The organism is Acinetobacter sp. V102_4, from assembly GCF_031799005.1.
In the GTDB taxonomy this organism is placed as follows: Bacteria; Pseudomonadota; Gammaproteobacteria; order Pseudomonadales; family Moraxellaceae; genus Acinetobacter; species Acinetobacter calcoaceticus.
Genome location: NZ_JAVQNR010000038.1, coordinates 289,131 through 312,556, shown reverse-complemented (window position 1 = coordinate 312,556; position 23,426 = coordinate 289,131). Strand labels below are relative to the sequence as shown.

Genomic DNA, 23,426 nt, shown 5'->3' with positions numbered 1-23,426 from the left:
CTACATACGAATTTTACAGAGTTGTATTTAATGTTCTAAATACTTGTTCATATACTCTTCACGAATAGCTGTTCTTTCTTCACCATTCGCTTTAAGCATACGCTGGCGTAAATCATTACGCTCTTGTGTACTCATTTTCTGCCATGCTTCACGCATTTTTTCTTTTTCAGCATCGGGGAGCTGAGTAAACCAGTCCATACGTTGCTGTAGGTTCGTACTTTGATTGGCTGGTAATTCTTTTAAGCTCTGGTAACGTTTAATGACTGCACGTTGTTCCTCTTCAGAAAGGGCATTCCATGTGTCATCAACTTGTGTATTGGCATCTTTAGAAAAAATCCAAAATCGTTCAAAACCTGCAAAACTAGTTTGCAAGAAACTTAATGAACAAAGGATAAGAGCTAATTTTTTAGCTGCCATGTTGTACTTTATCCTCACCCAAGACCATTAGCATTTCTAAATCTTCCACCATTTGTGGGGATAATTTAGGATTTACAATCACTTGATTTTGCGGCTTATCAACAATATCTGCTGAATTAGGTAAAATTACAAAACCTGTGATCGCTGCTGCAAGTGCAAAACCAGACATTTTCCAGACACTATAAAAAGAGGCTGGTTTTTGTTGAATATGGTCAAGCACATGATTCATGACCACTGTTTTATTTTTATGGTGATGTGCCAAACTATCAAGTTTAGACGTCACCTTTTTAGTGAAATCATCATGATTCATCAGAACCTCCCAAGGGATTTAAATGGGCCAAGTACTCTCTAAGTCCCTGAATTGCTCGGTGATAATGGGTTTTTACACTACCTTCGCTACAGTCCATGATCTGAGCTGTTGTGTGTGTGTCAAAACCTTCCCACGCACGTAACATAAATGCCTGTTGTTGACGAACAGGTAATTTTGAAATCGCTTCTCGAATTTCTTCGATAGTTACTGCTTGATCGAGAAAATCCGCAGGATTAATGGCTTTTTCATCAACTACATCAATAATTTCGTCGTCGTCATTGTCCAGACTAACTTTTTTGAAGAATGAAAATGGGTTTGCTCTACGAGACTCTTTGCGGCGCCAATCCTGAAGTTTGTTGTTTAAAATCGTATAAAACAGGGGATACCATTCTTCTGTACTTTTATCGGCATAAGATTTGTGTAAAGCAATAAATGCTTCTTGAACCAAATCCATTGCAATACCTTGTTGACCTTGGGTAGCACTCTCCATCATCACCAAAGCACGACCAGTTACATCTTGCATGAAAACTTTCAGGCGTTGTTCAGCCGTGCTTGCATGAGCACTAGATGTTTCCGATCGAGACTTTTTCGGTGCTAAATCCATGGAGATGGAAAATCCTGTCATTGGACATACCCACCTTATCTTCAATATATCTCTTATATAACGTTGAAAAGAGGTGGGAGGTTGACAACAATCGGCTATTTTTTACTAGTGTAATTGATTTTTTTCACAAATATGTGAGATGTAAAATAAATTAACGTTTTATTGGCGTTGACGAACCATCTCAAAAAAACAAATAGATCCTGCAATTGCTACGTTTAATGACTCTTGTCCACCTGGTTGAGGAATAGTCACTGATTGTGCGTGATCTAATGCGTAATCACTAGCACCTTGACCTTCATTTCCTAAAATCCATACACAGGGTTTAGAAAGATCTTGTGAATAGAGGCTTGTTGAGCGATGTGAGCTTGTAACAAAAACTGGAATAGGAAATTTTGGAAGAATATCTGTGAGTTGGAAGTTTTCAAAACAATGTAAGCTAAAATGAGCTCCCATACCTGCTCTTAAAACTCGCGGAGACCAAAGTGATGCAGAGCCTTGTGTGCAAATAATTTGTTTAATATTTGCTGCTGCTGCTGAACGTAGTAATGTGCCTACATTACCTGGATCTTGGATATTCTCCAGAATTAAAGTATCTACGTTATAATCGATTGTTGATGCAGTTTTAGGTAAATCGATAATAGCTAAACAAGGCAGACTCGTACCTAATGTACTCAAATCTCTATATAAAACTTCACTAATAACAAAGATATGACCTTGATGCAGTTCGATTATTTCTTTTAAATCGTCGTGTTCTAATGCTTGTTCTGTTGTAAATAAAGAGAAAAGCTTCTTCTGTTGCTGTAGCCAAGCTAAACAAAGATGAGTGCCTTCAAGAACTGTTTGCTGGTGTTTTTTTCGGGCGTTACTAAGTTCGATTAATCCACGCAAATGTTTAATTTTTGCATTGTCTTTTGATTCTAAAAAAATAACAGCCATAAGGAAATATCCAACAAAAGGGCACCATCATACTATGATGCCCTAAGTAATTAAAATTATTAATGATAGCTTGTTACGCGTTCAACTTCATTTTTAGAGCCAATAATCACAGGAACTCGTTGATGAAGTTCTGTTGGTTCGATGTCTAAAATGCGAACACGTCCTGTAGTTGATGCACCACCAGCTTGTTCAATCAGCATACTCATTGGATTCGCCTCATACATTAAACGTAAGCGACCCGCTTTTGTCGGATCTTTTAAGTCGTATGGATAAAGGAAAATACCACTGCGGCATAAAATACGGTGAATATCACCCACCATACATGCTACCCAGCGCATGTTGAAATCTTTTTCACGAACAGAGGTTTTACCTGCAAGTAATTCATTAATATATTGTTTTACAGGATCTTCCCAATGACGCTGATTAGAAGCATTAATTGCAAACTCTTGAGTATCTGCTGCAACTTGAACATTGTCAGTAGTGAGCAAGAATGTTTGAGTTTCTGGGTCTAAAGTAAAGAATGCTACGCCATTTCCAACTGTTAAAGCCATCATGGTTGATGGGCCATAAAGTACGTAACCAGCAGCAACTTGCTGTGTACCAGCTTGCATGAAATCTTCTGCTTGTGTTACCGCATTTTTTGCCGGCAGAATAGAGAAAATTGTACCTACACACATATTAATATCGATGTTACTTGAACCATCTAATGGGTCAAACAAAACTAGATATTTACCATTTTCTTGGGCTGGTGTGAACTCATCAAGCTCTTCAGAAGCAAGACCACCTACTTGAGGATGAACTTTTAATGCATCGATTAAATAGTCATTAGAAATCACATCAAGTTTTTTCTGTGTTTCACCTTGAACATTTTCATTACCAGCACTTCCTAAAATACCAGCGAGCGCACCTTTTTGTAAGGCTTGATCGATAGTTTTACAGGTTGTGGCGATAGTATCGATGACTTGAGCCAACTCCGGTGTTAGATTCCCTTTTTGTTGTTCTAAAAATTGGGACAAGGTGAGGTTGGACATAGAAAATAGCTCCTGTGCTTCAAGCATCAAAATGAGTCAGATAAATACGTGGCATATTCTAGATGAGAATGTCACAAAAGAAAAATTATCTTACTTTATTTGTGTTGGATTTATGCTTACAACCCCCATTTTAAGTGGTATGTTGATTATATAACAACGGACTGTATATTTTAGGAGAATCGAAATGACAACAAAGAAGTTTGATGCGACCCCAACGGCAGGTGAACCAATCAATCTAGATGAAATTTCGAAAGAGAATGTTCAGGATGCTTGGAAAGATTATGAGGCAAAACCTGAATATAAAGATTTTAATAAGCATGATTTGATTGAATCGATGCAACATTCTGAAGAAGAAAAGAAATCTTCCTAAGTTTGGTTGTTATAAAAAAACGCTCATAAAAATATGAGCGTTTTTTTATGCGTATTCTTTATTTTAATAAAGGGGGTACTGCTTCGTAATTAATTTCAACGCGGCGGTTTTCTTTCCACGCAGATTCATCATGTCCTGCATTAACAGGAGCTTCTTTACCATAACTTACAGCTTCAAGTTGCTGTGGGTTTACGCCATTGGTAATTAAGTAACTTTGTACAGCTTTAGCACGACGCTCACCTAATGCCATATTGTACTCACGTGTACCACGTTCATCTGTATGACCGGTTAAAGCAACTTTTGAATTTGCATTTGCCATAAGAAATTGTGCGTGAGCTTGGAGAGTTTGATAGTCTTCAGTAGATAAGTCACTGCTGTCATAATCAAAATGAACAACGCGTTTAGCCAAAGCAGCTTTATTTGCCTCAGTTACACCTTTAGATGAAGCACCTGCCAAATTTTGAGCATTTAATGCTGCATCTTCACTTAAACCAGAAGTGTTTACCGTACTTGGATTTGTACCAGTTGTTGTAGTTGCTGCCGGTTTGCGGCTAGCACAACCTGTCATCACAAGTGCTACGCTAAGAAAGGGTAAAGCTAAATATTTGATTGATTTCATGATCATCTCCATCAATGGAATTAAAAGTTATTTTGGTGCCCATGCCGGTTCACGTACTTCACCTTGTTCACTTGGTAAATTCATACGGAAACGTCCATCAGTAGACATAATAGACAACAAGCCACGGTTGCCTTCACGAGTTGCGTAGACCACCATTTGCCCATTTGGTGAGAAACTTGGTGATTCATCTAAACTGGTTGGGGTAAGAATATTGGTGATGCCAGTATTAATGTCCTGAATTGCAACTTTATAACTGCTGCCACTTGGGCGATGAACAAGAGCAATCTTTTTGCCATCTGCACTCAGAGTTCCACGTGCATTAAATGAACCTTTAAACGTTAGACGTTTTACTGAGCCATCAGCAAAGGTATAACGATAGATTTGGGCAGAACCACCACGGTCAGAAGTAAAAATAAACGATTTTCCATCTGGTGTATAACGTGCTTCAGTATCAATTGCCGAGTCGTTTGTCATACGTTTGACTTGGCGAGTTGATAAATCCATTTGATAGATTTCAGGGTTGCCATTCATAGATGCTGTAAATAGCATTGATTGGCCATCAGGTGAAAAACTCGGTGCGCCATTTAGGCCTTTAAAACTCGTCAGTACTTCACGCGTCCCTGTAGATAAATCTTGTAAATAAATTGCTGGACGTTTGGTTTCAAACGAAACATAAGCAATTTTCTTGGCATCAGGTGTCCATGCCGGAGAAAGAATTGGATCACGAGATGACAAAACAGTTTTTGGTTGTTCACCATCCGTATCTGCAATCTGTAACGTATAACGTTCTGCAGGAGTTGCCGGATTTCTGAGAACATACGCAATACGGCCACTAAAATCACCCGGAATGCCTGTAAGTGCCTGATAAATAGCATCACTTACCATATGGCCAGCTTGACGTATGCGTGAAGCTGGTACATTTAAAAGTTCATTTAAAATGTATTGCTGCTTTTGTACATCATAAAGTTGGTAATGAACTTCAAAACCAGTAGCTGTTTGTTTAATTTGTCCAGTAACTACATATGGAATTCCAGCAGCTTGCCAGTCAGAAGCTTGAATCTGATTGATTGCAGCATTAGCAGGTAAATTTTTAGATGAGCTTGTAAAGCGTCCAGAACGATTTAAGTCAGTTTCAACAATAGGAGAGAGCCCATTGTCATTATTAAACGGGACAATAGCAATTTTAGGTGCCTGATCTGGTGCTTTAGCAATTTCCAGATATAACTGGGCAAAAGCAGTTGTAGGAGCTAGAGGGCTTAATGCGGTGATCAATGCTAAAGATAGCAGGTGTTTGCGGCTCGTATTCATAAGTTTAAAGTCATAGCTGGTATTTTTGTGACTGTTGATTTTGTAGCATAGTTACATGCCTTAAACTATTTAAAGCATGTAACTCTTTCAAAATTATTGCGCTCTAAATGTAGAGGTAACACTTCTTGCTTCGCGCCTTGCATCTGGGTCTGATGGCATAGGATATGGCGCAGAGGCTTGAATTGCGGCCTTAATACTTGCATCTAAAGCATCATCTCCGCTTGAACGCGTGATTACAATTGAATTGACACTTCCCGAATCTGAGAGGGTAAAACGAACACCAACTGTTTTACCACTACTGCCCGTCGGAACATCCCAAGAGCGTCGAATTTTTTGCTCAAAATCACGTCTAGCTGAAGAAGCAACTTTTTTAGCCTCAGCTTTCTTTTGAGCTGCCTCTTCTTGTGCTTTTTGAGCAGATGCAGCTTTTGCTTCAGCCTCTGCTTCAGCTTTACGTTTAGCATCGTCAGCAGCTTTTTGCTGCTTAGCTTTTGCATCGGCGTCAGCTTTGCGTTTAGCGTCGTCATTGGCTTTTTGCTGTTTAGCTTTTGCATCGGCATCAGCTTTACGTTTAGCGTCGTCATTGGCTTTTTGCTGTTTAGCTTTTGCATCGGCATCAGCTTTACGTTTAGCATCGTCATTGGCTTTTTGCTGTTTAGCTTTTGCATCGGCGTCAGCTTTACGTTTGGCATCTTCATTTGCTTTTTGTTGCTTAGCTTTTGCATCGGCGTCAGCTTTACGTTTAGCATCGTCATTAGCTTTTTGTTGCTTAGCTTTCGCATCGGCATCGGCTTTACGTTTAGCGTCGTCATTGGCTTTTTGCTGTTTGGCTTTTGCCTCAGCTTCAGCTTTACGTTTAGCTTCTTGTTGGGCTAAAAGTTTAGCGTTTTCAGACTTTTGAGCCTCACGTTTCAGTTTTGCATCGGTCTCAGCTTTACGCTTAGCCTCTTCAGCGACTTTTTGTCTAGCCTTAGCATCTGCTTCAGCTTTCGCACTTTGTTCGGCTTTGCGTTTTTGTTCAGCTTCCGCTCTTGCTTTAGCTTCAGTTTGACGTTTAGCTTCAGCCTGCTGCTTTTGTGCTTCCTCTACACGTTGCTGCTCTGTTGCTTGTTTAGCTTTCGCCGCTTCCTCAGCCTTGCGTTTTTGTTCAGCTAATTTTGCTTGTTGTGCCTGTTCAGCTTTTTGCTTTTCAGCAGCGAGCTGCTGTGCAGTCGGAGGAGGGGGCACTGCTGGAAGATTTTGAGGAAGAGTTTCATCCACAATAGGGCTTAACACCTCTTTTGCTTCATTTGTAGCAGTTGTCTCTTGTTCAATTTCTTTCGCTAAAGGCGGGGGTAAATCTTCTGGCTTAACTAAAATAGTTGTTAGCTTTTTTGGCTGTTCAGGTGGTTTACTCAAGCCTAAAAAAAGCAAGCCAACAATGGCAATTGCATGAACTCCAATTGTAAAGCTCAATGCAATCGCATTTTGTTTAAAGTGTGGCTTTTGATTTTTATTCATAGCTTATTTTAAAGGCTCTGTCAGAAGGCCAACCTGAGTTAAACCTGCTTCTTGTAAACTTGCCATCAGTGATACGACCTCTCCATAAGGACGAGACTTATCACCATTGACTAAAACTGTGAGTTGTTTATTTTCTTGTTCAGCTTGTTTTTGAGCATCGCTTAAAACTTCTTCAAGTTTTTCACGAGATAATGGCTCACTATCTTTGTAATCTTCATACTGAAGATAAATATTGCCATCTTTACCAATCGTTACCATAGCAGGCATATCTTTTGATTCGATTGGATGGTTATTTGCTTGAGGTAAATCGACTTTAATACCACTGGTAATCATGGGAGCAGTCACCATGAAAATAACCAAAAGTACGAGCATAACGTCAATATAAGGTACGACGTTCATATCACTTTTTAGTGGTTTTTTTATGCGCTCAAAGCGCCCTGAACGCTGAATTGCCATTATGCATCTTCCTGTGATGAACCCACAGACTGACGTTGCAATAAGGCAATCATCTCTTCAGCAAATAAAGCACGATCAGAGTAAACACTTTCACTTTTAGAAGTGAAGTGGTTAAAAGCCAATACAGCAGGAATTGCAGCAAATAAACCAATTGCGGTTGCAATAAGTGCTTCGGCAATACCCGGTGCAACAGTTGCCAGAGTAACTTGATCAACAGCAGCTAAACCGATAAAGGCATTCATAATGCCCCAAACAGTACCGAATAGACCGATATAAGGAGCTACAGAACCGATACTTGCCAAACTACCTAAGCCATATTCTAGGTGGCTCTGATCACGACTCAAACCTACACGTAAAATACGTTCAGTTCCTTCGATCGTTTGTGAAACAGGGGCCTGACGTTTTTTAAGTTTAAAAAATTCACTTAATCCTTGATAAAAAATATCTTCAAGACCTGAGCGTTTTGAGTTGAGTTGAGCATTGTTGTAAAGCGTATTGAGTTCAGCACCAGACCAGAACATTTTCTGGAAATGTTCATCTTCTTGATGTGCTTTTTTATAACTCATATGTAACTTGGCAATCAGATACCAACTAAAGATTGATGCTAATAATAAAATTAGCATGACCAACTGAACGACTGGACTTGCCTGTAAAATAAGGTCAGAAATATGCAGGGTTGATTCAATGTTTGTTGCCATAGTTACATATGCCGGTTGTTTTTTTAGTCTTGTTCCAATTCTTTACGAATAAGATCACGTATTTCTTCTGGAAGACGACGAGCTATCAGTTCTTTGCTTAAACATGCCAACTCAACCTCGCCAGAAGCAAGCAAGATTTCACCACGATAAATATTTTGTTGCAACACAAATGACGCAGCTTTACATGAAACTACACGTGCTGTAACAGTAATTAAATCATCCATTAAAATAGGACGCATGTATTTTACGTCAATTTTGTGTACGACAAAGTTGTAGTCTTTTTGATGCCAGTAATGATCAACGCCAGAAGCACGGAGCCATTCAGTACGGGTACGTTCCATATAGCGAATGTGGTTGGCATGGTAAACAATACCACCTGCGTCCGTATCTTCAATATAAACACGAATGTTGAATTCAAAATGATTCGCCATGAGAGGATTCCGTTTTAGTTCACTATAGAGCTTTGCATTTAAAATATGACTGCTGAATAAAACATCAATTTTATTCGAAGCCACGTATATGCTTTAAATACGGGGCAGTTTAGCAGATTGCATACTAAGTCCTATGGCACAACCTTTCAATTGCGATTGCTGTATTTCTAGTCTAAAAACGGTACATCTTATGGCTAGCACGCTTTTAAATTATGACGGTTTCCATGTGGTTTGAACTTGTTTTGATATATTCGGATAATCTAATACGAACCTTATATGTAACTCGGTTCCTGTTTTTAAGGCCTTGTCATCTACAATAAAATAAGGATTGTGATTCGGTGCAGCCTGACTTAAATCTTGATTTTCTGGTGTAGCTCCTAAGAAAACAAAGAATGAAGGCATCAATTTGCCATAATATGCAAAATCTTCACTTGCACTCGCATTATGATCTAAAACATGTAATTTTGAATCTCCAGCAACTTTGGCTAAAGTTGGCTGAATAAGTTGAGTAAGAGTTTTGTCATTCATGGTCACTGGTGCATAAGGTGCAATTTCAACTTTCGCAGTTACATCATTGGCTTGAGCATTATGCTCTATCATGACCGGTAAGCTTTTTAAGATATTATTTCTTATTTGTTCGCTATTAGAGCGAATGGTCCCGATCATATTGACCTGTTCAGGAATTACATTTCCTGCAGTGCCGCCTTGAATATTACCGATACTGATTACGCCCATACCTTCAGTCAGATCTGTTCTTCGGCTAATAAGACTTTGTAAATTGTTAATCATCAGTGCAGATGCATAAATTGGATCTTTGCCTAACCATGGGGTAGAGCCATGGACCTGTTTGCCATTGACCTGAATACGTAAGTGATCTGCACTATTTAAAATGGCCCCATCTTTATAGTAAAGATGACCACTTTTCATGCCTGCCATGACATGCATGCCAAAAATAGCTTCTAGCTTATAGTCTTTAAAGGCGCCGTCTGCGATCATTTTTCTAGAGCCGATTTGATCGCCATGAGTAAAGTTATCTATATCTGCACCACCTTCTTCAGCAGGTTGAAAAACAAAAACAACTGTGCCCGATACTTTATCTTTATTAGCAGCCAGAATTTTTGCTGCGCCTAATAACATTGCAGTGTGTGCATCATGTCCGCAAGCATGCATCACATAAGTTTCTTTACCTTGATAAATTGCTTTTTGTTTACTTGCAAAGGGTAGACCGCTTTTTTCTTCCATCGGCAGAGCATCCATATCAGCTCTAAGTGCGATGATAGGGCCGGGTTTGTCGCCTTTTAAAATGCCGATTACGCCAGTTTTTGCATAACCAGTTTTGACCTGAATGCCATAAGATTTCAATTCTTTTTGAACAAGGGCAGATGTTTTAAACTCCATATTGCCCAGTTCAGGATGTTGGTGAATGTTTTGTCTTAGCTGAATAATCCGATTTTCATTTTGTTGAGCAGCATGGTTGACCCAATCTGCTAGGCTTAGCTGACTTATGAGGGCGAGTGGCAAAAATAAAGTGGCTTTCTTATACATGTCCTTATCCTAAAAATATTATTGTTCATAAGATTTAATATCTTGATTTCTTATAATTCAGTTTTTAAAAATATTAAAAAATCAATAAGGTATAAAGAAATACTTAAAAGGTATCGAGTCGCTAATTGATTGATAAGACAATTATTATTTTAGTTAAATAGAATCGTTAAATTAAAAAAAGGAAGAGAAAATTCTCTTCCTTTGGCTAGTTTTTAGGCTCAGGTGGCGTCAGTCCAAACTGTAAATAAGATTGATTGGTAGCAATACGACCTCGAGCAGTACGCATCACATAACCTTGTTGAATTAAATACGGTTCAATCACATCTTCAAGTGTGCCACTATCTTCAGCCATTGCTGCTGCAAGTGCTTCAACGCCAGCAGGACCACCATCAAAACGCTCTAGTAGCATGCTCAAATAACGTCGGTCTAGGGTGTCTAAGCCTGCCTTATCAACATTGAGCATATCAAGAGCACGTTGAGCCATGTCATGGGTCACTTCACCTGTACCTTTTACTTGTGCATAGTCACGCACACGACGTAATAGACGATTGGCAATACGAGGTGTTCCACGTGCACGGCGTGCAACTTCTTCTGCACCCTCAACTGTAATTGGCACATTCATTAAGTTTGCAGAGCGCGACACAATATGAGTTAGGTCTTCTACTGAGTAAAACTCAAGACGTTGTACAATACCGAAACGGTCACGTAGTGGCGAGGTAAGCAAGCCCGCACGTGTAGTCGCAGCGACGAGTGTAAAAGGTGGTAAATCCAGTTTGATTGAGCGAGCAGCAGGACCTTCACCAATCATGATATCCAGTTGGTAATCTTCCATCGCTGGGTAAAGAATTTCTTCAATAACTGGAGAAAGACGGTGAATTTCGTCAATGAACAAGACATCGCCTTCTTCAAGGTTGGTAAGCATTGCAGCTAAGTCGCCCGCACGCTCCAAAACTGGCCCCGAAGTAGATTTAAGATTACCGCCCATTTCACGCGCAATAATGTTGGCAAGTGTGGTTTTACCCAAGCCGGGTGGACCAAAAATCAGCGTGTGATCGAGTGCTTCACCACGACCGCGAGCAGCGCCAATGAAAATTTCCATTTGTTCGCGTACTACAGGTTGCCCAATATAGTCGGCAAGTGAAGTTGGTCGAATCGCCCGATCAAAATGATCTTCTGGTTTTTCTGCTCCACTGATTAAACGGTCTTGCATAAGTGTTTTACTTCATCATTGATTTTAGAGCAGCGCGAATAATATCGGCTGATTCGGTGTAATCGGCTTTAACAGCAGCAACAGCTTTTTGTGCTTCAAGTGGCTTGTAACCTAAAGATTGCAAAGCTGCTTCTGCTTCTGCCACAGGAGAGTTTGCAGCAAACTGAATTTGAGGCAGGGTAGTCGAAGAAGAAGTTCCTTGAGCCAATGTTTTGAAACGGTCACGAAGTTCAATCATTAAACGCTCGGCTGTTTTTTTGCCAACGCCTGGGACTTTTATTAACGTGTTGATGTCGTCATGTTCAATTGTATGCACCAGTAACTCAACACTTAACGTCGATAGAATCCCTAATGCCATTTTCGGGCCAACACCATTTACTTTTAATAAGGTGCGGAAAATTATTTTTTCTTGAGCATCACTGAAACCGTAAAGCTGTTGAGCATCTTCACGGACCACCAAATGCGTCCATAACGTAACTTTTTGGCCTTTTTGTAATTGGCAAAATGTTGAAAGTGGCGTATCAATTTCATAACCCACACCATTTACATTCAGTAAGACAGTAGGGGCTTCCAGGGCAAACACTTCGCCAATTAAACATCCGATCATAGAGTAATTTCACTTATTCATAACTGTAAATCTGGTCGTTCTAACATTCATTGAAAACGACACAGGTTTTATTTCTTTCTATATCAAGCCAGCTTAAAACAAGCCAATTTTATTACCTTGTAACTCTTGAGCCAAGCTATATGCCTGATGATCTGAGAACTTACTGATAATATCGAGTACTTGCATAATATTACTGTAGTGATTATTGCTAAAGTTAGCACCATACAGATTAAGGATAGACATTAAACGTTGTTCTTTAAAGCTCAAAGATTTATGTGGCGTGGTCAAAGGTACAAATGCATCCAAAATTGTTTGCAAACTTTGATGTGCAATAATTTCTAAACCAGACTTTTGTGGATGTTCAAAAATTTTATCACGTGCCAAATTTTTGGCTGTTTCGATACCAATTGCAATATCGGGTGAGCAATATTGTAAAAGGTTGCCTTTAAGCTGACCGGTAATAATTTCATAATGATGTTTAGCAAAAGCTGTGGTGACTTCATCCACAAGACGTTTCATGACACGACCACGTAATGCTGAAATTTTTTGTTGCCACGTACTGTCTGGGTGTGACAATTCTTCAGGCTGACCATAATCGGCAATGAGGTTTAAGAAAATTGGCTCAACTTCTTGGTAACTCAGCATATTTAAGATAATGCCATCTTCTAAGTCAATTAACGCATAGCAAATGTCATCAGCAGCTTCTAACAAGTAAGTCAGTGGGTGACGGCAATAATGATATTCACCTAACTGAATAAGTCCGAGCTGTTCAGCAATCTGTTTTAAAATTTCTTTTTCAGACTGATAACAACCAAACTTTGCTCGTTGATGAGAAGGGCGATCACCTTGTGAAGCAATGGTTTTTGAAAGCCATGGATACTTTAAATAAGCCCCTAAAGTTGCATAGGTTAAGCGCATCCCGCCATCATTTGGATGATAATCAATCCGACTTAATAAACGTAATCCTTGAGCATTACCTTCAAACTGGCGAACATCGGCTTCTTCTTCGGGGCTTAGTTTCTTCAAAAAATCATCATGTGAGGCATCATCGAACCACTCACGAATTGCATATTCACCCGCATGTCCGAAAGGTGGGTTACCAATATCGTGAGCCAGACAGGCTGCTTGAATAATTGCACCGACATCGGCAGGAGAAATCCAGACAGGTAATTCATTTTTTATTTTTTCTGCTGCGAGCATGCCCATTGAGCGGCCAATACAGGAAACTTCAAGTGAGTGAGTTAAACGGGTATGAATGCCATCATGCTGTGCGAGTGGGTGAACTTGCGTCTTACGGTTTAGCTGACGAAAACTTTGAGAAAATATAATGCGGTCATAATCTTTATGGAATGGGCTACGAGCCAGTTCTGTACTGCTTTTTTTACTACCTAAACGAACTGCAGAAAGCAGCTCTAACCAACGCATTTGTTCCATTTATCATTATTCAAAACTGTAAAACCTGATCATGCCAAAAAAAAGTTAAAAGCACTAGCTTGGTGCGACATAGTTTGTCTTAGTTCAGGTTTTATTATGTTATTGAACAAACATGAAACAATTTATTTTTAGCTAGAATGCCTAAAAAAATGATTTTGAACAAAAAACTAATCACTTCTTGCAGAATTAGGTTACAGAATACTGATTCTACATCTAGCTGATTTTAGCAAGAAGCAGTAGAATATGCGCTCTCTCTAAAGTCACATTGCGGTAAGGTTCATAAGACCTGCCCGTGGAGCCAAAATCAACATGTTTATCGTGGCCGGTGCAGCAGCACATTCTTCTTTTAAGAAAGCTCAACTATTAACACGTTTATCGTCAATTAGTTCTGTTCAATCTTTTGACAGCCAATGGGTCTATTTGTTTGATCAAGCGCTCAACGAGCAGCAACATCAATCTGCTTTGCAATTATTGAATGACGGTGAGTCTTTTGAACTTCGTCAATCTGCAAGTGATGAGATTCAGATTTTAGTTACACCACGTGTGGGTACTATTTCACCTTGGTCTTCTAAAGCAACTGATATTTTCAAAAACTGTAATACGCCAGTGCATCGTTTAGAACGTGGCCTTTTATTTACGTTAAAAGGTGTTTCTGAACTTTCTAATGAAGTTAAACAAGTACTTCATGACCGTATGACAGAAACAGTTTTTGCTCAAATTGATGATGCAAAAGCATTATTTTCAGAAACGGCACCAAAACCATTAAATTCAATTGATATCTTGGGTCAAGGCAAAGAAGCTTTGGTTAAGGCGAATAATGAGTTTGGTTTTGCGTTATCTGAACAAGAAATTGATTACCTAACTGAAGCATTCGGTAAGCTTGGTCGTAATCCAAATGACATCGAGTTGATGATGTTTGCACAGGCAAACTCTGAGCACTGTCGTCATAAAATCTTTGGATCTGAATGGACAATTGATGGTGAAAAACAACCATTATCATTGTTCCAGATGATTAAAAACACTTATAAAGAATCTCCAACTGATGTGTTATCTGCTTATAAAGATAATGCTTCAGTGATTGTGGGTTATGACACGATGCGTTTTTATCCGAAAGCGGATGAAAATGGTCACTTCGTTTATAAATATAAGAGCCAAGCTGCTCATATTTTAATGAAGGTTGAAACTCATAACCACCCAACAGCAATTTCTCCATTTGCTGGTGCTGCAACTGGTTCAGGCGGTGAAATCCGTGATGAAGGTGCAACAGGCCGTGGTGGTAAACCAAAAGCTGGTTTAACAGGTTTTACAGTTTCGAACTTAAACATTCCTGGTTTTGAACAACCTTGGGAAGAAAACTACGGTAAACCTTCACGTATGGCATCGCCATTACAAATCATGATTGAAGGTCCATTAGGTGGCGCGGCATTTAACAATGAATTCGGTCGTCCTGCATTAAATGGTTATTTCCGTACTTTCGAACAGAATGTAAATGGTGAAGTGAAAGGCTTCCATAAGCCAATCATGATTGCTGGTGGTTACGGTAATATCCGTCCAGATCATGTAGAAAAAGATGCGATTCAACCAGGTGATTTACTCATTGTCTTGGGTGGCCCTGCAATGTTGATCGGTCTTGGTGGTGGTGCTGCATCTTCAGTAGATAGCGGTACAATGGGTGAAAGCCTTGATTTCGCATCTGTACAACGTGAAAACCCAGAAATGGAACGCCGTTGTCAAGAAGTGATTGATACTTGCTGGCGTTTAGAAGACTTCAACCCAATCGTTTCTGTACACGACGTTGGTGCTGGTGGTCTATCAAATGCTATGCCTGAACTTGTGAATGATCATGAGTTAGGTGCGGTACTTAATCTTCGTAAGATTCCTTCATTAGAGCCGGGCATGAGCCCAATGGAAATCTGGTCAAATGAAGCACAAGAACGTTATGTTCTCGCAATTCGCCCAGAATCTTTGGATCAGTTCGAAGCAATCTGTGCCCGTGAGCGTTGTCCATTTGCTGTTTTAGGTGAAGCAACAGAAGCGCGTCACTTAACAGTTGAAGATCCATTGTTCCAAAACGATGCAGTTGATATCCCAATGCAAGTAATGCTTGGTGGTACACCACGTATGCAACGTTCTTATGAAACTATTGAACGTAGTGGTGATGATTTCGACGCTTCAAAAGTTGATTTGAAAGATGCGATTTTCCGTGTATTGAAAAATCCTACAGTTGCGTCTAAGTCATTCTTGATTACCATTGGTGACCGTTCAATTACAGGTATGGTTGCACGTGATCAAATGGTTGGTCGTTGGCAGGTTCCTGTTGCAGATGCAGCAGTAACGACAACAAGTTTGCAAGGTTTCACTGGTGAAGCAATGGCAATGGGTGAACGTCCACCAGTTGCATTGTTAAATCCAGCAGCATCTGCTCGTTTAGCAGTTGCTGAAGCAATTACCAATATTGCATGTGCGAACATTGAGCAAATTAGTGATATCAAACTTTCTGCAAACTGGATGGCTGCTGCTGGTCAAAAAGGCGAAGACCAAGCATTGTTTGAAGGCGTGAAAGCAATTGGTATGGAAATGTGTCCTGCTTTGGGAATTGCGATTCCAGTAGGTAAAGACTCACTTTCAATGCGTACAACTTGGAATGACGACGGTGAAGATAAAGCCGTAACTTCTCCAATGACCGGTGTAATCACTGCGTTTGCTCCAGTGACAGATGTTCGTAAGACCTTAACACCTGAACTTAAAAATTTAGAAGATTCAGTACTTGTACGTATTGATTTATCTAAAGGTCAGTTCCGTTTAGGTGGTTCGATTCTTGCGCAAGTATATAAAGCAATCGGTTCAATCACTCCTGACGTTGATAGTTTTGATGATTTCAAAGCGTTCTTTGCTTTAATCCAAGACTGGAACAACCGTGGCTTGATTCAGGCTTATCATGACATCGGTGATGGTGGTTTATTAGCCTCTGTAGCTGAAATGATGTTTGCTGCGCGTTTAGGTGTTGCATTAGAAGACCAAACTCAAGCAAGTTTGTTTGCAGAAGAAATTGGTGCAGTACTTCAAATCAAAGCAACTGATTGGGAAGCTTTACAAGCAGAAATCGCTGCTTCTAGCTTGAAAGATGCAATTGCTGTAGTTGGTCGTGTAAATAACTCAGATCAATTATCTGTAAATGGTTTAACTTTAGATCGTGCTGAATTACAACAAGCTTGGTCTGAGGTATCTCATCAGATCCAACGTCTACGTGATAATGTAGAAACTGCTGATCAGGAATTTTCATTAATTACTGATAATACGCATCAAGGTTTAATTGCTAAACCAACATTCGACTTGAATGAACCTGTTGAAGCGCCGTTTATCAACACACGTCGCCCAAATATGGCAATCTTGCGTGAGCAAGGTGTAAACGGTCATATTGAAATGGCAGCAGCCTTTGATAAGGTTGGTTTCAATACTGTTGATGTGCACATGAGCGATTTACTTGCTGGTCGTGTAAGCCTAAGCGATTTCGAAGGTTTAGTGACTTGTGGTGGTTTCTCTTACGGTGACGTAATGGGTGCTGGTGGTGGTTGGGCAAAATCAGTATTGTTCAACGCTAAATTACGTGATCAGTTTGAACAATTCTTCCATCGCGATGAAACGTTCAGCTTAGGTATCTGTAATGGTTGCCAAATGTTGTCACAATTAGCGCCACTTATTCCTGGTGCTGAACACTGGCCGCGTTTCCACCGCAATATGTCAGAAGTTTTTGAAGCTCGTAGCGTAAACGTTCGTGTTGAAAAATCTGTTTCTGTATTGCTTGATGGTATGGAAGGTTCAATCTTACCGATTGCTGTTGCACACGGTGAAGGTCGTGCTGTTGCAAGTGAAGCTAGCATTGCAAGCTTGAACGCAGCTAACCAAGTGGCATTACGTTATGTTGATAGCCTTGGTAACCCAACTCAGCACTATCCATTGAACCCAAATGGTTCACCTGAAGCGATTACTGGTGTGACTTCTAAAGACGGTCGTGCAACCATTATGATGCCGCATCCAGAGCGTACTTTCCGTGCGCTTCAGCATTCTTGGAAACCAGAAGAGTGGACTGAAGACGGTGCATGGTTGCGTATGTTCCGAAATGCGCGTAAGTTTATTGGTTAATGTAAAGATTGAAATAAGCCACCGTAAGGTGGCTTATTTATGTGTACTAGAATATTAAAAATAGTGGAGAAGAAAAATGAAATCAAAAATCCATTTTCGTGAGTTTGCTTTGCTCATGGCATTACTCATGTCGATTGTTTCTTTTTCTATTGATGCAGTTTTACCAGCTTTAGGTGAGATTGGACGTATTTTTGAATTAAAAAATAATAACCAGTCGCAATGGGTCATCATTGGTATTTTTTCTGGAATGACAATCGGGCAGCTCATTGCAGGTCCATTATCTGATGCGATCGGGCGTAAACGGATTTTATTCACAGGAATTATTATTTATTTTCTGGGAAGTTTATTGTGCTTTTCTACACAAAGTTTTGAGTGGTTTTTAGTTGGGCGCTTTATTCAAGGTATTGGAGTGTCAGGGCCTTACGTTGCTTCTATTTCAATCGTTAGAGATAAATACAGCGGGGCTCAAATGGCTCGCATCATGTCTTTAATTATGATGGTGTTTATGGTTGCTCCAGCAATTGCACCGAGTTTAGGACAACTCATTATTCATTTCTTTGGTTGGCGTGAAATCTTTGTTTTATATATGGTCTATGCCACTGTTGTGGGAGCATGGGTCGCTTTGCGACTAGAAGAGACTTTACTTCCCGAAAATCGTTTACCTATGCGTATAAAAGCATTTAAGGAAGGCTTTAAAGAAGTTGTGAGTAATAAAACTACCATGAGCTATTTACTATGTGCTGGATTCTGTTTTGGTGGATTTATTGGTTATTTAGGAACGTCACAGCAAATTTTTATGCAGCAATTTGGCAAAACAGGGCAAGAGTTTAGTGCTTACTTTGCTGTGCTTGCGGGTGTGATGGGAATCGCATCATTTACAAACTCTAAAATTGTCATGAAGTTTGGCATGCGTCCAATCTGTATTTATGGCTTTCTTGGACTGTGCTTAATTTCTTTGATTTTCTTGTTGATTCAACTTGCGGGTGTAACGGTATCATTTTGGATGTTTATGCTTTATGCCTGTATTTTGTTTTTATTGTTTGGAACCCTCTTTGGTAATTTGAATGCGATTGCCATGGAGCCGATGGGGCATGTTGCTGGAATGGCATCGGCTATTATTGGTGCAGCTTCCTCTGTATTGTCACTTATTCTTGCTTCTATCATTGGGCAGTTATATAACGGTACATTAGTTCCAATGACCTGTGGTTTTGTGATTTTGTGTGGTTTAGCTTTTGCTATGACAATATATGAGAATAGATATTTAAAGAAATCGGATGCTTAAAATTATAAAGATGAAGATAGATTACTGAATTTTAAACTTTTCTTCAGACTAAGATTTGCATATGGATGAGTGCTGTTCTTTTAAGCGTTTTAGACAACTTACGAGACTATAGACATAGAGCTATTTATCCCCGTATGCTTGGTTCGAGGTTGGTTCAATTTTTGCTTTCTCTGTAGCAACGATAAAAATCGGAGATCAAAATGATGAAAAATAAGTATCACATAAGAACAATGTATACCAAAGATAATGGCTGGCGCTTATTTGGCTTGGCGCTTGCTATTCAAATACTTTTTATTGGAGCAAATTATTTAGCAATGATGAGCTGACTTTGCTTCTAAAGCTTGCTTAGCGGTATGATCTAAACCTTGTTCATAAAAGTTTTGAGTCATTCTTGTTATGTTAAAGCTGATTTATTACGTGCCTGAGTCACATCTTGAATTAACTAAACAAGCCATTTTCTCTGCTGGTGCAGGTGGTATTAGTAATTATGAACACTGCGCATGGCAAGTAAAAGGAATAGGGCAGTTTAAGCCAGTTAAAGGGGCTGCTCCCTATATTGGGCAGCTAGATGAACTTGAACAAGTTGATGAGTGGCGTGTTGAAACAATTGTGCTTGAAGAAAAAGCAAGTGCGGTAGCGAAAGCATTAAAGGCAAGCCATCCTTATGAAGAGCCTGCCTTTGAGTTTATTCAAATCATAGAAATTGATTTTAATTAAACTGAGAGAAATCTGGTTTACGTTTTTGCATAAATGCTTGAACAGCCTCTAGCATTTCAGGTGAGCGCACACGTTGCATAAAGATTTCAGCTTCATGATCAACACATTCGATAATCTGCTCTAAATTATGCTTCATGAGTGCTTTGGTTTGTTTTAAAGATGCAAGAGGCAAGGCCGTTAATTGTTGAGCAGTTTGTTGAGCTGAAACATAAGCATCTTCAACTACTTCATTGACTAAACCTGCTTGCACCGCAGTTTCTGCATTAAACTTTTTCGCAGTAAATAGCAGCTCAGCTGCTTTATGGTAGCCAGCTTGTTGAACAAGTAATTGACTTGCACCACCTTCCGGAGAAAGACCTAGGCTTACGAATGGAATTTGGAAAAGAGCGGTGTTGTCAGCAAAAACCAGATCTGCATGCAATAAAATTGTAACGCCAATACCAATTGCAACGCCTTTTACTGCAATGATAAGTGGTTTAGATAATTTGGCTGCCGCTTTAAGTAAAACGAATGGTGGGACTTCTCCCGCTGGGCCGATGTTAGGATTTTGTACAAAACCCATAAAATCTTTCATGTCATTGCCAGCTGTAAAATCTTGTTCTACACCGCGTAGAACGACTACTCTAACTTCTTTATTGAGGTCGGCTTCATTCAGTGCTTTGGCAATCCATAAATAAAGTTCGCCGTACAATGCATTTTTTGCATCTGGGCGATTTATGGCTAAGGTGAGTACGCCACCTTCTAAATTTGCGTTTAAATGTTGATGAGGTTGTTGAATACAGCTAAGTGTCATCGTACTATCCTTGCTTTAAACCACGTTGTTAATTTTTAGGTTCTCATTATGGCGCATATTTTTTGTAATGAGCGTTACTGATGAGTTCATAAAAAGTGAAAATCTAATTATGTATAAATTTGACTATCTCGTTTTTATAGGTCGCTTTCAACCATTTCATTTGGCTCATATGCAGACAATTGAAATTGCCTTACAGCAAAGCCACTATGTGGTTTTGGCATTAGGCTCTGCGCAAATGGAACGTAATATTAAAAATCCATTTCTTGCGATTGAACGAGAGCAAATGATTTTATCTAATTTTTCATTAGATGAGCAAAAACGTATTAAATTTGTGCATGTGGTCGATGTTTATAATGATGAAAAATGGGTGAAACAAGTCAAATCTTTAGTGAATGGCGTGATTGAACCGAACTCAAAAGTAGGTTTGATTGGGCATTTTAAAGATGAGTCTTCTTACTATTTAAAACTTTTCCCTGAATGGATTATGGTTGAGCTTGATAGTTTGAAAGATTCTATTTCAGCCACTCCGATGCGTGAAGCATATTATCGTGGTGAAATCCAAACTGAATTTTTTCCTGTAGGAACCATTCAGTTTTTGGATGAATTTCAAAAAACACGTGTTTATCAGCAACTTCAGCAACGCTTTGAAGAGGATGACCTCTCTAATCTAGATGAGTTTGAATAAGAGCATATAGCTTAAGCATCTGCCCAAAAGATAATTCGGTTGGAAAACGGATCGGTGATACTGAGTTCAAGTGTTTCCCAATCTGTTTTTTCAACTTGAGGTTTGGCGAACTTATAATCTTTTTGACTCAATTCGCTATGCAGCTCATAAATAGGTTCCCAATAAATGCGGATTGCGCTATGCGGGCTTGCATCTCCAAAATGCTCAGATAAATGAATAACGCAATCATCTTTGGAAATTTGTAAATATAACGGAAAGTTATCTTCAAATTGATGTTGCCAATCAAGTTGGAAACCTAAGAATTCAAGATAAAATGATTGGGCTAAATCAACATCAAAAATTCTTAAAATTGGGGTGATTGAACCTGATTGCATCATTTTTTCCTTTTAACGTGTACCAAATTGTTGAGTCCAATAGCTCTTTTGCTTTACAGACTGATCGGAAGCACAAGCGATTGCGTAAGTTGTAAATTTGGGGTTCATTAGATTACTACAATGTAGAGGACTCGGCAGCCATTTAGACATAACTTCACTCAAAGTTTTCTGGCCGCTAGCGACATTTTCACCATTAGCTTTACCGAGTGTATTATAAATTTTCAAACGTGACTTTAAATCTAGTCCTGTTGAACTCACATGTCCGAGAAAGTTATGTTTTGCCATATCTTCACTATGAGAAAGTGCACCTTTATATAAATTATTATTCCAACTCAGCGGTTTAGCAGCAGGGAAAAATTGTTGACCACACTTGCGTGGTTGTTGGCGTATCTGGTTAATTGTATTAAGTATGGCCTGTTGATAAGCCGGGTTTTGTAAATCTTGGCAGCTTATTTCAATGGCAGTTTTCTGAATTTGAGCAATTGATGGGGTGGTGTCGGTTGGCATGGGTAATGTATTTGCACTACATGCACCGATAAAAAGAGTCAAAGGCAGTAAAGAGTAATTTTTGAGTAGACTCATGTGAACGCCTTAAAATAATTATTCTAATGTTTTTATCATACGCCAAAGTAAAATTATTGAGCAATTCTTTGCAATAAAAAAGCGAGTTCGATACTCGCTTTTTTATTGCATATTTTTATCAAGCTGATTGAAGGGCTTTTAGGTCTTCAAGTACTTGTTCAGCATGTCCTGCTGCTTTGACTTTACGGTAGCTTTTAACTAAGGTTTTGTTATGGAAAATGAAAGTAGAGCGTTCAATTCCCATAACTTTTTTGCCATACATGTTTTTTTCTTTAATGACATCAAAATGATTACAAAGTACTTCTTCTTTGTCGCTAATGAGGTCAATCGTGAGCGCTTGTTTTTCAGTAAAGTTTTGATGGGCTTTTACTGAGTCGCGCGAAACACCAAAAATACGTGTACCCAAAGCTTCAAATTGGTCTTTTAAACAAGAGAAACCGACTGCTTGTGTTGTACACCCTGGGGTTGAATCTTTTGGGTAGAAATAAATGATTAACCATTCATTTTCGACCTCGGCCAAGTTCACTTCACCGTGGGTAGTAGGGAAAACCTGATGTGGTAATTGAATATTCTCAGTCATTTCTCATCCTTCAAAAAGCTAAATTTGATCTAATTCAAGTGGTAAAAAAGCATATTCTTCATGATAAACAATATCGAGCTTTCTTACAGGAATTGGTTTGTTAAAAATTGGACCGTCAATCACAGTGGTATGAAATTCACCGCCTTCACCACATGGATCAATACCGCGATTCTCAAGTTCTTGGATATATTCTAAGGTTAAAGTTTTTCCTAAATCTTCAATTGTCATGCCTAGTTTTAAGTTTACTGTCACAATGACACTACGGAAACCAAGATTGATAAACTCTTCAACAACCTCATGATGTGGACGTAGCCAAAGAGGCATGCCTAATTTGAGTCCCACTTGTTGAGTGATCCGATCATGCCAACACCCATGTTCAGGCATATCAAGGTCACCTGTAACGAGTACCTCGGCACCTTGTTGTTTTGCCTGAGTTAGTAATTCAATAAATTTAGCTTCATAGTCATTCCAACTTGATGAAGCCATAAATACTGGTAGGCCGATTGCTTTAGCTTGTGCTTGAATAATATCAAGTGGCATAGCATGTGAACGAGAGCGCTGACCTTGTTCTTCCAGCATGACGATGAGTCCACTAACCGTACCAGTTTGCATTGCATGGTAGAGTGCAAGGGAGCTGTCTTTACCCCCACTAAATGAGACAATAGACTGTTTGTTAATTGTGTTGGTTTTCCATTGTTCTTGCATGATTTATTTCAAATGAATTGGTCAAGATCGATTTTATTTTAACAGAGCACAAAAAAGCCTGCATAAATGCAGGCTTAATTTGGAATAAC

General features: G+C 39.3%; 26 protein-coding genes. 6 read left to right on the top strand and 20 right to left on the bottom strand.

What is annotated here, in order from left to right; all coding sequences use genetic code 11:
• Positions 1-27: 27 nt before the first annotated feature.
• From RMB13_RS11125 to RMB13_RS11105, 5 genes are all read right to left on the bottom strand, one after another.
• On the bottom strand, positions 28-417 hold the full coding sequence (locus RMB13_RS11125; RefSeq protein ID WP_004790640.1) for a DUF3106 domain-containing protein: 390 nt from the start codon (positions 415-417) through the stop codon (positions 28-30).
• Complete coding sequence (locus RMB13_RS11120) at positions 407-727, bottom strand: hypothetical protein (protein ID WP_004643705.1); 321 nt, start codon at positions 725-727, stop codon at positions 407-409. Before RMB13_RS11120 ends, RMB13_RS11125 begins: the two co-directional genes overlap by 11 nt.
• Positions 717-1,331: an RNA polymerase sigma factor gene (locus RMB13_RS11115; protein ID WP_004643704.1), complete on the bottom strand. Its 615-nt coding sequence runs from the start codon at positions 1,329-1,331 to the stop codon at positions 717-719. The genes RMB13_RS11120 and RMB13_RS11115 overlap by 11 nt, the downstream gene beginning before the upstream one ends.
• Positions 1,332-1,490: 159 nt before the next feature.
• On the bottom strand, positions 1,491-2,267 hold the full coding sequence (locus tag RMB13_RS11110; RefSeq protein ID WP_056481512.1) for an RNA methyltransferase: 777 nt from the start codon (positions 2,265-2,267) through the stop codon (positions 1,491-1,493).
• A gap of 59 nt (positions 2,268-2,326) precedes the next feature.
• Positions 2,327-3,298, bottom strand: a complete 972-nt coding sequence (locus RMB13_RS11105; RefSeq protein WP_311085263.1) for a class 1 fructose-bisphosphatase — start codon at positions 3,296-3,298, stop codon at positions 2,327-2,329.
• Between the two features lie 184 nt (positions 3,299-3,482).
• Between RMB13_RS11105 and RMB13_RS11100 the strand changes: the two genes are divergently transcribed.
• On the top strand, positions 3,483-3,668 hold the full coding sequence (locus RMB13_RS11100) for an NF038105 family protein (protein WP_003650227.1): 186 nt from the start codon (positions 3,483-3,485) through the stop codon (positions 3,666-3,668).
• A 58-nt stretch (positions 3,669-3,726) separates the two neighbouring features.
• Here RMB13_RS11100 and pal read toward each other — a convergent pair whose 3' ends face one another.
• The 10 genes from pal to RMB13_RS11050 form a co-directional block, all read right to left on the bottom strand.
• Positions 3,727-4,287: a peptidoglycan-associated lipoprotein Pal gene (gene pal / locus RMB13_RS11095; protein ID WP_009393712.1), complete on the bottom strand. Its 561-nt coding sequence runs from the start codon at positions 4,285-4,287 to the stop codon at positions 3,727-3,729.
• Positions 4,288-4,314: 27 nt separating this feature from the next.
• On the bottom strand, positions 4,315-5,595 hold the full coding sequence (tolB, locus tag RMB13_RS11090; RefSeq protein ID WP_080027605.1) for a Tol-Pal system beta propeller repeat protein TolB: 1,281 nt from the start codon (positions 5,593-5,595) through the stop codon (positions 4,315-4,317).
• 93 nt (positions 5,596-5,688) lie between these two features.
• Positions 5,689-7,095: a cell envelope integrity protein TolA gene (gene tolA / locus RMB13_RS11085; RefSeq protein WP_311085262.1), complete on the bottom strand. Its 1,407-nt coding sequence runs from the start codon at positions 7,093-7,095 to the stop codon at positions 5,689-5,691.
• A 3-nt stretch (positions 7,096-7,098) separates the two neighbouring features.
• Positions 7,099-7,551, bottom strand: coding sequence for a protein TolR (gene tolR / locus RMB13_RS11080; protein ID WP_003650231.1), 453 nt, complete (start codon positions 7,549-7,551; stop codon positions 7,099-7,101).
• Positions 7,551-8,249: a protein TolQ gene (gene tolQ / locus RMB13_RS11075; RefSeq protein WP_003650232.1), complete on the bottom strand. Its 699-nt coding sequence runs from the start codon at positions 8,247-8,249 to the stop codon at positions 7,551-7,553. The genes tolR and tolQ overlap by 1 nt, the downstream gene beginning before the upstream one ends.
• A gap of 23 nt (positions 8,250-8,272) precedes the next feature.
• Positions 8,273-8,680: a tol-pal system-associated acyl-CoA thioesterase gene (ybgC, locus tag RMB13_RS11070; RefSeq protein WP_004643695.1), complete on the bottom strand. Its 408-nt coding sequence runs from the start codon at positions 8,678-8,680 to the stop codon at positions 8,273-8,275.
• Between the two features lie 210 nt (positions 8,681-8,890).
• Complete coding sequence (locus RMB13_RS11065; protein ID WP_311085261.1) at positions 8,891-10,225, bottom strand: M20 family metallopeptidase; 1,335 nt, start codon at positions 10,223-10,225, stop codon at positions 8,891-8,893.
• 205 nt (positions 10,226-10,430) lie between these two features.
• A complete protein-coding gene (ruvB, locus tag RMB13_RS11060) occupies positions 10,431-11,435 on the bottom strand; it encodes a Holliday junction branch migration DNA helicase RuvB (protein ID WP_005038860.1) in 1,005 nt (334 codons plus the stop codon).
• Positions 11,436-11,442: 7 nt separating this feature from the next.
• Positions 11,443-12,042, bottom strand: a complete 600-nt coding sequence (ruvA, locus tag RMB13_RS11055) for a Holliday junction branch migration protein RuvA (RefSeq protein WP_056481505.1) — start codon at positions 12,040-12,042, stop codon at positions 11,443-11,445.
• Positions 12,043-12,135: 93 nt separating this feature from the next.
• Positions 12,136-13,476 carry a deoxyguanosinetriphosphate triphosphohydrolase gene (locus tag RMB13_RS11050; RefSeq protein ID WP_003650236.1) on the bottom strand — a complete coding sequence of 447 codons (1,341 nt, stop codon included), beginning with the start codon at positions 13,474-13,476 and terminating at the stop codon, positions 12,136-12,138.
• 309 nt (positions 13,477-13,785) lie between these two features.
• Here RMB13_RS11050 and purL point away from each other — a divergent pair, with 309 nt between their 5' ends.
• The 4 genes from purL (at position 13,786) to RMB13_RS11030 (ending at position 19,618) form a co-directional block, all read left to right on the top strand.
• Positions 13,786-17,619, top strand: coding sequence for a phosphoribosylformylglycinamidine synthase (gene purL, locus RMB13_RS11045; protein WP_311085260.1), 3,834 nt, complete (start codon positions 13,786-13,788; stop codon positions 17,617-17,619).
• 76 nt (positions 17,620-17,695) lie between these two features.
• On the top strand, positions 17,696-18,901 hold the full coding sequence (locus tag RMB13_RS11040) for a multidrug effflux MFS transporter (RefSeq protein WP_004643690.1): 1,206 nt from the start codon (positions 17,696-17,698) through the stop codon (positions 18,899-18,901).
• A 200-nt stretch (positions 18,902-19,101) separates the two neighbouring features.
• Entirely contained in the window at positions 19,102-19,227 is a 126-nt protein-coding gene (locus RMB13_RS11035; protein ID WP_311085259.1) for a KGW motif small protein, read from the top strand.
• A 70-nt stretch (positions 19,228-19,297) separates the two neighbouring features.
• Positions 19,298-19,618 carry an NGG1p interacting factor NIF3 gene (locus RMB13_RS11030; RefSeq protein WP_311085258.1) on the top strand — a complete coding sequence of 107 codons (321 nt, stop codon included), beginning with the start codon at positions 19,298-19,300 and terminating at the stop codon, positions 19,616-19,618.
• Here the strand turns inward: RMB13_RS11030 and RMB13_RS11025 are convergent.
• Positions 19,611-20,411: an enoyl-CoA hydratase-related protein gene (locus RMB13_RS11025; RefSeq protein WP_003650247.1), complete on the bottom strand. Its 801-nt coding sequence runs from the start codon at positions 20,409-20,411 to the stop codon at positions 19,611-19,613. The two genes, RMB13_RS11030 and RMB13_RS11025, sit on opposite strands and share 8 nt — an antisense overlap.
• Positions 20,412-20,520: 109 nt before the next feature.
• On the opposite strand from RMB13_RS11025, the gene RMB13_RS11020 reads away from it, so the two are divergent.
• A complete protein-coding gene (locus RMB13_RS11020; RefSeq protein WP_133747140.1) occupies positions 20,521-21,096 on the top strand; it encodes a nicotinate-nicotinamide nucleotide adenylyltransferase in 576 nt (191 codons plus the stop codon).
• Between the two features lie 11 nt (positions 21,097-21,107).
• On the opposite strand, the gene RMB13_RS11015 is transcribed toward RMB13_RS11020, so the two are convergent.
• The 4 genes from RMB13_RS11015 to RMB13_RS11000 form a co-directional block, all read right to left on the bottom strand.
• Positions 21,108-21,470 carry a glyoxalase superfamily protein gene (locus RMB13_RS11015; RefSeq protein ID WP_004643686.1) on the bottom strand — a complete coding sequence of 121 codons (363 nt, stop codon included), beginning with the start codon at positions 21,468-21,470 and terminating at the stop codon, positions 21,108-21,110.
• 12 nt (positions 21,471-21,482) lie between these two features.
• Positions 21,483-22,052: a CAP domain-containing protein gene (locus RMB13_RS11010; protein WP_311085257.1), complete on the bottom strand. Its 570-nt coding sequence runs from the start codon at positions 22,050-22,052 to the stop codon at positions 21,483-21,485.
• A 118-nt stretch (positions 22,053-22,170) separates the two neighbouring features.
• Positions 22,171-22,632 carry a peroxiredoxin gene (locus RMB13_RS11005; protein WP_017391841.1) on the bottom strand — a complete coding sequence of 154 codons (462 nt, stop codon included), beginning with the start codon at positions 22,630-22,632 and terminating at the stop codon, positions 22,171-22,173.
• Between the two features lie 18 nt (positions 22,633-22,650).
• The gene (locus tag RMB13_RS11000; protein WP_311085256.1) at positions 22,651-23,337 is read right to left on the bottom strand and encodes a diphthine--ammonia ligase; all 687 of its coding nucleotides are present in this window, start codon (positions 23,335-23,337) and stop codon (positions 22,651-22,653) included.
• Between the last annotated feature and the right edge of the window lie 89 nt (positions 23,338-23,426).